Here is a 9,800-nt window from a genome sequence, read left to right on the forward strand (position 1 = left end):
TTTGTACCCACATACTGTGAGACGGGCCGCCCCTTTTACCCACTAACTGTGAGATTTCGACCCAGGTAGTTTGCGACGGCGCTCAACAACTCCTTGATTTATCTAGGTCGGGCTTCCCATTAACTTTGAGATGGGACAGTCACGATGGGGCAGCACGAGCTGACCGACAGCGATGGGCGAAAAGAGAATCGTTGGCATTGCGGAGCTTCCTGGGTGAAGGTCGATGAATGAGAGGGTAGGCGTGGACATCCGCCGCTGGAATCCCATCGGCGCGCAACACAGCGTTGCGCTGCGCAAGACGCGAATCGAATCCGAGGCGCCATGCGCGGCGGTTACACGTCCCTGCCGGGGGAGGGCCGTGAACCGCTGCGGCAGACGTCTAGCTCCCCATGATCTGTCGGCCCAACGCCACGCCGTATCGCACGAGCTGTTGGTTTTCCGGCAACCGCGCGTTCTCCCAAAGCGCGAGCCCACGGTGCAGATCGGTAGGACTGGCTTGCAGCGCCTGCGCCAAATTGAGTGCGTCGGCAGCAGCTTTTCCCGCGCCGGCGCCTGTGTGAGGTCGTGCCACGAAGGCGGCGTCCCCGGTAAGCACCACGCGGCCAAAGACCATGTTGGGGGCCTCGAAGTCCTGGATCAGCTGCACAAAGGGATCCGGCGTCGCAGTCACGAGATCCGCGAGTGTCGGTGCCAAGTGCTCCCGGGCAGCGGCTGTCAGTGACTGGATCTCTGCGTCACGCATGCTCCCTGGCGGCAAGGAGTGGCTATGCACATGGTCGTTGCGATCTCGCAGCAGGGCATCGAGCGCCTTGCCCTTCGCGATCTTGCGATACCACACCCAGTTTTGCCGCCTTTCTCCTACGCGGACGCTGCCGTCTTCTCCTGGGATGCGATAGCTCAGAAACTGGTGATGGGGACCATCCTGGAACGCGAACACGTTCTTCAGCAGGGCATCGCTGCGCTCACTGAGGGCCTGCTCAGGCAATACGCCGCGCCAGGCGGCATAGCCTGCGTAATGCGGCTGTTGATGTGCAAGGAGTTGCTCGCGAAGCGTGGAAGCGGGCCCGTCCGCCCCAATAAGAAGGTCGCCCTGGATGGATGCCCCCGATGCAAACTGCGCCGTGACCCGATCCTGGTCTTGCGCAAAGGCGGTAAATGTCTCGCCGGAATGCACCGTTGAGGGATCCAACGCTTGACGCAACCGCAGATAAAGGCCGTTCCACGCGATTTGTGTCTGCGGCAAATAGACCCGGCGGGCCGTGCCATCCCGTTCCACGAATATGCGGTCGTGCGACGGAACGCCAAAATCGTCCCCCGGCGATGCGTCTGCGAAGCGCAGCGCCTCCGTGACGCCCGGCTGCAGGACGAGTCCTCCGCCCCGACTGTCCAGTTCCTGGGGCGAGCGTTCGAAGACCTGCACATCCCAACCGACTTTGCGCAAGCAAATGGCGTTAAACAGCCCGCCGAGGGATCCGCCGATGATGATGGCGCGAGGACGCTGCGTTGAAGGCATGATGAGATTCGGTTTATGACGCGAGCAGTTGGCTGCGCAGGCGTTCGCCGGCCAACGGCATATCGCGAAGTCGGAGTTTTGTGGCGTCAAACAGTGCATTGCCGATCGCGCCTGCCGTGGGCCCCATGGGGGCTTCGGCGACGCCGAGGAACGGCGCACCCGGACGATCGATCAGATGAACGTTGACCTGGGTCGGCACAGAGGAGAACCGCATGATCGGATACGTTCCCCAGTCGAAACTGCGGAGTCCATTGGCGTCGAACGTCACTTGTTCGTAGAGGGTCCAGCTCGCTGACTGAAGGATTCCGCCTTCAACCTGATTGCGCACCCCGTCCGGATTGACGACCTGTCCGCAATCGACAGCAGCTTCTGCATGGACGAGGCGAACCTTGCCGGTGTCTTTCTCGACAGCAACCTCCAGCGCAATCGCCATGTAGGCCATGATGTTCTTGTACTTGCCGAATGCGAAGCCGTAGCCGTGGCCAGGTTTTCGCTTGCGGTCGCGCCAGTTGAATTTCTGGGCCGCAAGACGAATGACGTCGACGGCCCGTGGGTCGTCCATATGTCTGAGTCGGAACTCCACCGCATCTTGTCCAGCGGCCAGGGCGAGCTCGTCCATAAACGTCTCGATCGCGAACACGTTCAAGTGCGCCCCCAGCGACCGCATTGCAGACGTCCGAAGCGGCATCGTGGGCGAGAAGTTGTTCACAATATGCTGCTTCGGCAGGCGATACAGCGGGATGGCGTTCCGGTCGCCGCCACCCTCCGGTTGCATCATGGGTACCGAGGGCGCGGGCTTGAAGGGCTTTGTAAGGAGCGTGGCTGGCAATAGTCGGCCAGCATTGACGACGCGCTCGTTGTGGGAACTGCTCCACAGCGCATAGTCCCAGTTCACGATCGTGCCGTCCGCAGACAGAGAGGCCTGGACGTGCGTAACCATGGCTGGCGTGTAGTGGTCCCAGACGTGCTCCTGATCGCGCATCCATTGCACGCGCACCGGTCGGCCGGGAAGCGCTCGCGCGATCCACGCGGCATGGGCTGCCGCGTCGTCGGCGCCGTTGTGACCGTAGCATCCGGAGCCGACGACGTGTATGCAGCGCACCTGCTTCTTGTCCATCGACAGCATTTCTGCCAGGCCATCCCGCAGCGGATAGACGCCCTGAGAGTGGGTCCACACGGTAAGTGTGTCGCCATCAAGGTGTGCCACGGACGCGGACGGGCCAATAGATCCATGCATCAGGTACGGCTTTGTGTAGGTCGCCGACAGCGTCTTCACCGCTGGAGACATCACCGCACTGTTGTCTGCAATCACGATGCGCTCGGTGGCGATCTTCTTGAGCTGCGCATGTACGTCCTCGGGGCGCGGCAAGGTGCGCCCTTTACCCCAACGGCATCCGGCAGACAGCACCCGCTGGGCCTGGATAGCCTGCCATTCATGCTGTGCGACCACGGCAAGCAGGTTGCCGTCGCGTAGCACCGCGACAACGCCGGGCACCGCCTGCGTCTTCGTCTCGTCGACCGCCAGCAATGGCGCATCGTAGATCGGAGGGAGCACCACACGCGCGTGAACCATGCCCGGAAACTTCAGGTCTTGCACGTAACTGGCCGCACCCGTGACCTTTCCGGGGATATCGGTGCGCGGCATCGAAGTGCCGATCACCGTGAAAGACGCCGGATCGCGCAACGGGGAGGTGGCCTTGGCGACCACGTGAAGGTCGACGGTCGGCAGGAGGTCCGCAAATGTCAGTGAGCGGCCATCCCGTGCGGCAATCCGCGCGTTGGACACGGTCAGCGCGGAGGAGTGGACACGAAATCTGCGTGCCGCTGCGTCGCTGAGTAATCCACGAACCTGTGCGGCGGCGTTGAGCAACGCACTGCCACTGTCCGCCATAGTATGGCTGCCGGCTGTCAGTCCTTCATCCGGTGATCGTGCGGTATCGGCAGTGAGAAACGTAATCAGATGGGGGGCTATCTGCAGCTCTTCGGCGGCCACCTGATGCAAGGCCGTCCGTACGCCGGTGCCAAGCTCGACCTTTCCCGTGTAGACCGTGACGTGATTGTCGGGCGAGACCTTGATCCAGGCGTCCAGAAAGGGATTGGTCTTGAGGCTGCCGGCCAGGCGTTCGAACTTCTGGCCGATGCGGACCGCAGCACCTTCATCGGCCAGAACCAGTTCCGCCAGTGCATTGCTGGCGGGCAGCAGGGAAAAGCCCACAACCAGCGAGCCAGAGATCATGAAGGCGCGGCGCTTGGGACTCTCGGGGAGATCGGCGATGTGGTCGTCGCGTTCATTCATTGCTTGCTCTCCGTCTTTGTCTGGGACGTCTGGGGTGCGCGGCTTGCGGCACGGATGGCCGCCAGGATCCGCATATGCGTGCCACACCGACAGAGGTTCGGCTCCATGTGCTGGAGAATCTCCGCGTCGGTAGGGTGCGGATTGGCTTCGAGCAGAGACTGCGCACGCATGATCATGCCGGCGATGCAATAGCCGCACTGCGCTGCCTGATGATCGATGAACGCCTGCTGAAGCCGGCCCGGCTTGTCGGTGGTGCCCAGGCTTTCGATGGTCCGGACGGCTCGTTGACCGACTGCGGCCACTGGCGTGAGGCAAGAAAAAGTAGCCTGGCCGTCCACGATCACCGTGCATGCCCCGCACTGCCCCATGCCGCAGCCGAACTTGGCGCCACTCATGCCGAGGTGATCGCGCAGCGCATACAGCAATGGGGTGGCAGGATCAATATCGAGGGCGCGGCTTGTGCCATTAACTGTGAGGTGAATCATCGCGATTGGTCTCCCTTCCGAATGTCGGCCGCGGCCTGCGCGACGTCCTTCCAGGGCCGCTGGTTGGTATAGGTCGCGCGTAGATAGTTGGCGATGTCGGCCACTTGCCGATCATTCAACGTGTGCTCAAACGAAGGCATGTAGTGCAGGGCCTGTTCGCCTTGCCATGGCACACCTTCCAGCATCATTTGCACGGTATTGCGCGGCGTGGCCGCATTCACGGCGGTGCTTGTCGCAAGGCTTGGTCGTTCACCGAGACTTTGCATGGGCGAGTTGTCACCATGGCATGCCGCGCATGCAGCTGAAAACAGGACCGCGCCGCGCTGGATAGAGGCTTTATCGGCGCCTGCAGGATCGGTCGGTGTGAGATCGCGAGCTTGGGGCTTCTGCAGGGACAGGAGGTAAGTCGCGATGGCGTCTACATCCTCCTGCGGCACTGTGCCCAGTTCCTGCGTCACCGGCAGCATCGGGCCGGCTGCTGCACTGTGGCGCGAGGAGATGCCGGTGCGCAGGTAGGTCACCAGCTGCGGTTTCGTCCACGGATGCGGTGATGACGTCAGTGCAGTGAGCGGTGGGGCTTCCCAGCCATCCACCACGCCGCCGTCGAAAGCTTTGCCCCATTGCTCGGCGCCAATGGGATTCAGTGGGGTATGGCATGCCGCGCAATGGCTCAGGCCGTTGACCAGTTCGCGGCCACGGTTCCACGCGGCGTCGCGGGATGCATCCGGGGATTCCGGACCTTCACGTAGGAACAGGACGTTCCAGAAAGCGACGAGCGGCCGGAAGTTGAGTGGGAAGATCAGTGCGTTGTCGGGCGCCTTGGCTGAGACTGGATCGCGTTGCATCAGGAAGGCATACGCGGCCGTGATGTCGCGATCCGACATCCGTGTGTAGTGCACATAGGGGAACGCGGGATAGAGCTGATGGCCATCCCGCGAGATGCCACGGCGCATGGCGCGCGTAAAGGCTTCGAGCGACCAGCTACCAATCCCGGTTTCAGGATCCGGTGTGATGTTGGTCGTGTAGAGGATGCCGAATGGGGTAGCCAGCGCCAGGCCGCCGGCGTACGGTTTGCCGCCCTTTGCCGTGTGGCAGACCGCACAGTCACCCAGGGCCACGACGCGCGCGCCGTGGAGTACCAGTTCCCGGTCCCATGAGGAAGGGGAGCGAGGTTTCGCCGGAGCAATCGCAGGCTCCCACATCAAGTAAATTGCGAGGGCAACGGCAACTACGCCGGCGAGCGCTGCCAGAAGAAGTAGCGGTATCCATCGATGTCGGATTTTCATATTCTTGGGGACTGCCGTGAAGTTTGAGGCGATGTGGAAAATCCTAGGATGTCGGCGAGGCCAAAACAATCGACGCGTAGTCGTTGTCCTTTAAGACTAAGGTGTAGGTCGAGAGGGTTGGCAGGCCGTTGCGATGCGTGACGCCGTGCGATTCCGAAAAATGCTTGCGGCACCGAAAGGTGGATGGCAGCGCAAGAGGTTCACACTGTATGACCTTTGCTACTGCACAACCAGCATCCCGCCGCGCAATACAGCTTTCGACTTGGCGCAAAGAGGGACTGTGAAAGAACGCCGGTGTGACACTCGAATCGTTCCCGAAGCACTGCACACCGGCGAAGCAAACCTATGATGCAGCGGACAGGTTGCTTGAAGCTGTAGATGTCAGCAGATCTCGCATCAAGTATGCCTACGACGTGCGCGGCCGCATGACTGACGTCGATATTGATGGCATCCGTACCACATATGAGTATGACGCCGTCGGGCAACTTGTCGGCATCAGCGGCCCGTATAACCAAACACTGCTCTCAGATTCTAGGTGTTGCATCGACCGGTTGAATCCGCAGCCGGTCTCGGCCATCCGTACCAAGGACGGCGTGCGCCTGGGCGCCTGCGATATATCCACAGCAAAAGACATCGCGTTATCGAGTCGATCTGCATCGTCGCCGTGCGACGGCAATGACTTGCAGGGCTTAGTTAAAGTGATAGGAGATATTTTTCGATCCGCGAATCAGGGAAGAACCAGAATGCCGCCATTGCAGTTAGCATCAGCGTTGCGGCGGTAGTGCTGAAGAAACTCACGCCGACCGTCAACGCATACACGACCAGCGACAGCCTGCCCTTCAGATCCTTGCCGATGGTGCCTGCGAGCGAAGAATCCTTGCCCTCGGTGGCGATGATGACGCGCTCCAGAATCCAATAGGCGATCGCGCACATGAACAGAACGAAGGCGTAGAGTGCCGTCGGAATCGCCGAGAAATCCGATTTGCCCGTCCAGGTGGTGGTGATTGGGATCATCGTCAGCCAGAACAACAGATGCAGATTCGACCACATGACCTTGCCGTTGATGCCGCGCACCAACTGGAACAGGTGGTGATGGTTGTTCCAGTAAATGCCGACGTAAATGAAGCTCAGTACGTAGCCAAAGAAATGCGGGGCTTCTGAACGCAGGCCGTTCCAGTTGAATTCCCCTGGAAACTGGATCTGATAGAGCATCAGCGTAAGGCTCACGCCGATCACCCCATCGCTGAATGATTCGAGCCGGCTTTTGTTGATAGTCATGAACGCGCTCACACGAACTGATTGCGGAAGGACAGACTGGCCAAATACGCAATGATCACGATAAATGGCAGGACGCTCCAGAAGCCGATCTGCATATAGAGCACGGCACCGAGGAAAGCACCCAGCACGAAGCCGAGCACGATGCTGCCGCTTTTCAGGACACCCACCCGATGTTCGCGGGTCGGTGCGCGGAGGTAGCTCGACAGATCGATGCCGAATTGCGTAGTGTTGCCGGTCATCATTGTGCTGGGGCTGATGCTCTTGGTCAGCGTCTTGCTTGAGGTATTGCGGATCGCCAGCGCTATCAGGCCAAGACCACCAGCCAATGCGAGCTCGACGGCGTTCGGTTCGCTGAACGGATCGAAATACAGCCCCACGCCCATAAATCCCAGCAGAAATATCGCCTCGGCCACGAACAGCCAGCCCAGCGTCTTGTGCGTCTGGCTGCAGCGATCGATCCAGATCTTGGCAACCACCACGGTGGCGATAAACAGTGGAATTGCGCCGAGCTTGATCCACAGCCCCGCGCCGCCCTTCACGAAAGCCGCGCCGGCGAGCACCAGGTTGCCGGTGACGTGGGCGGTGAAGAAGCCGAGCAGCGCGATAAAACCAATGGTGTCGATGGCGCCGCCGACTATCGTCAATAGCACCGCGGTGCGACATTGCGCCCAGATGCTGGCGGCGGCAGTGTCGGGACGTTGGGAATCGCTGATGGCCGGCATGTTTTTTTTCTCCAAGAGGCGCCAAAACGTCCAGCGCAATGTAGTTCAGTTTGTCTGATGCTTCGCGCCGCTTTCACCCTTCGTACGTCGGCAGCGGGTGTACTGAACTATAGGCATTGTAGTGTGACAACGGCCACTCAAGTCCCGCACGTGATGTTCAATATTTTTCAACTATGGAGAGCGATGGCATGCAAGCTCCGCCCCAGGATAGAGGCTGAGCAGAACCGACCCGTCGGCCACCAAGCGCATACCCCTAGAACTGCGGAAATGTGGGGCGGAGGAGCCAAAGGCATCGTGCCCAGAATGAGAGTACGGTGCAGCGCCACTCCCGACAGTACCGCAAGTAAGGTAGTAAGACGGAACCGTTTGTTGAGGAAGATTGGAGTGGACTCTAGTGTGGCCGGCCGGCCCAAATCTTTGCAGTACCGGTCCTCTTCAAAATCGTGATCGTGGCTATGAGATGATGCGTGTTCTCTGGCGTAAGGCCTGAAACGTACAGTCGTCATTGTTAAGACACATGCCATCCTCAAAAGTGCTAGATCGCGAAGTAATAGCAATAGCGGATGCGACTCTCCGATTCTCTTGGGACGATCTCCGCATCATCAAAATGTTAAGCGAGTGCGGCAGTCGCGCGATTGCCGCCGAAAGATTGGGCATCAACGCGTCCACCGTTTCGCGCCGGGTGGCGCAGGCCGAGGCCGCATTGGGCGTTGCGTTGTTTGACCGGAGACGTGCTGGCTACAAGCTGACCCCCGAAGGGGTCGAGCTGCGGGCGCTGAGCGAGCGTGTCGAATTGGATGTCATCAGCGTAGCCCGACGGGTCGCAGGTGCAGTACATGGGCCATTGGGCGCCATTCGTATTACCACAAGCGATTCGCTGTTGCTGGATTTCCTGACGCCAATCCTCGCCGAATTCAGGACCCGCCACCCTTCCTTGTCAGTTGACGTTCTAGTCGGAAATGACACTCTTGATCTCGCCCGGGACGAGTCCGACATCGCGATAAGAGCAACACGGAGTCCCTCGGAGAATCTAGTGGGGCGAAAGCTCGCGAACATTGCATGGGCGCCATACGGAAGCGCCATACATTTTCGCCGGAAGCGACCATCATCGGACCGAATTTTCGATATGACGTGGGTCTCTTACACCGGGAAGCTGTCGGGGCTCAAGGCATCCCATTATCTGCAAAGCCGAGTTGCACCGAGCAGCGTTGCATACCGTTCCGACTCAGTTGCTGCAGTTAGTAAAGCGGTCGCTGCCGGGCTCGGTATAGGTTACCTTCCTTGCATGCTGGGCGATTTGATGACCGAATTGGTTCGCGTCGGTCCTGTGGTCCCCGACCTGGAGGATGAGCTTTGGCTGCTCACACATCCCGATATTCGGCGGACACGACGCGTCCAAACGTTTATGAGCTTTTGCGCTGCGGCGGTAGCAAAGCAGAAGGCGTTGATCGAAGGCCGCGAAGCGAATTAAATCGGAAAGCCCTGAAAAATCGGGTCGAGTTATGTGCCCGGTTTGCGCAAGACCGCCTTGCAGGAAATCTCAATCAATTGCGGTGGCATGGCCAAGCGCGAGACACCGATAAGGTTACTGGCGCATTGAGGGCGGTCAGTACCATACGCTGCTTTGCGTACTTTGCCGGCGGCTGCGAATGCTGCGTCGACGTCGAGAACGTACAGCGTTTCTTCTACAACATCGTCGAGCGTTGCACCAAATTTGCCGAGAAGGGTGGCGATGTTCTCGTACGTGGCACGCATTTGGGCTTCCATCATAGAAAAATCGCGAGGCTTTCCTTCTTCGTCAAGAGCGGCCGGGGCGACAAGTTGTCCGTTGCGATCATGGCTTAGCTGTCCGGACACATAGATTTCTTCACCTAATTGGACTGCCTGCGCATAGCCATATGCGTCCTCCCACGGAACACCCCAATAGGCAGCTTTCTTTTCGAGCGAGTTTTGATAAGTGGTCATGCTTAGCTCCTGGGGAAAAGGATAGATTTGAACCGACGGATGCGATGCGCCAAGGAAGGTTCAAGCCTATCATCAGGCGCGCGCTGCAAGAGCGCAAAGATGCACTTTTGACGTGCAAATTCGCGCCATGAGTGGCTGGCTTTGGCGGCTCAAAGGCCATTCATATCCACTAGCATCATTGACGAAAAATGGCCGGCCGCTGCCTTCGACCTATCAACGGCGAGGACTTCCGCCGCGGGAGGCGGCACCCGACCC

The 9,800-nt window shown here is 59.7% G+C and carries 8 protein-coding genes; 1 reads left to right on the forward strand and 7 read right to left on the reverse strand.

Going from position 1 to position 9,800, the window contains the following annotated elements; genetic code table 11:
- Positions 1–379: 379 nt before the first annotated feature.
- From AC3FLX_RS33415 to AC3FLX_RS33440, 6 genes are all read right to left on the reverse strand, one after another.
- Entirely contained in the window at positions 380–1,513 is a 1,134-nt protein-coding gene (locus AC3FLX_RS33415) for an FAD binding domain-containing protein (protein ID WP_488701570.1), read from the reverse strand.
- A 13-nt stretch (positions 1,514–1,526) separates the two neighbouring features.
- Positions 1,527–3,809, reverse strand: a complete 2,283-nt coding sequence (locus tag AC3FLX_RS33420) for a xanthine dehydrogenase family protein molybdopterin-binding subunit (protein WP_488701571.1) — start codon at positions 3,807–3,809, stop codon at positions 1,527–1,529.
- Positions 3,806–4,294 carry a (2Fe-2S)-binding protein gene (locus tag AC3FLX_RS33425; RefSeq protein WP_488701572.1) on the reverse strand — a complete coding sequence of 163 codons (489 nt, stop codon included), beginning with the start codon at positions 4,292–4,294 and terminating at the stop codon, positions 3,806–3,808. The genes AC3FLX_RS33420 and AC3FLX_RS33425 overlap by 4 nt, the downstream gene beginning before the upstream one ends.
- Positions 4,291–5,580 (reverse strand): c-type cytochrome, encoded by a 1,290-nt coding sequence (locus AC3FLX_RS33430; RefSeq protein WP_488701573.1) that lies wholly within the window; start codon positions 5,578–5,580, stop codon positions 4,291–4,293. Before AC3FLX_RS33430 ends, AC3FLX_RS33425 begins: the two co-directional genes overlap by 4 nt.
- A 693-nt stretch (positions 5,581–6,273) precedes the next feature.
- Positions 6,274–6,870 (reverse strand): TMEM175 family protein, encoded by a 597-nt coding sequence (locus tag AC3FLX_RS33435; protein WP_488701318.1) that lies wholly within the window; start codon positions 6,868–6,870, stop codon positions 6,274–6,276.
- The gene (locus AC3FLX_RS33440) at positions 6,867–7,580 is read right to left on the reverse strand and encodes a YoaK family protein (protein ID WP_488701317.1); all 714 of its coding nucleotides are present in this window, start codon (positions 7,578–7,580) and stop codon (positions 6,867–6,869) included. The genes AC3FLX_RS33435 and AC3FLX_RS33440 overlap by 4 nt, the downstream gene beginning before the upstream one ends.
- A 517-nt stretch (positions 7,581–8,097) precedes the next feature.
- On the opposite strand from AC3FLX_RS33440, the gene AC3FLX_RS33445 reads away from it, so the two are divergent.
- A complete protein-coding gene (locus AC3FLX_RS33445) occupies positions 8,098–9,051 on the forward strand; it encodes a LysR family transcriptional regulator (RefSeq protein WP_488701316.1) in 954 nt (317 codons plus the stop codon).
- 29 nt (positions 9,052–9,080) lie between these two features.
- Here AC3FLX_RS33445 and AC3FLX_RS33450 read toward each other — a convergent pair whose 3' ends face one another.
- Positions 9,081–9,545 carry a Rid family hydrolase gene (locus AC3FLX_RS33450; protein ID WP_488701315.1) on the reverse strand — a complete coding sequence of 155 codons (465 nt, stop codon included), beginning with the start codon at positions 9,543–9,545 and terminating at the stop codon, positions 9,081–9,083.
- Positions 9,546–9,800: the final 255 nt, after the last annotated feature.

This window comes from Cupriavidus sp. 291-E7 (assembly GCF_057798835.1).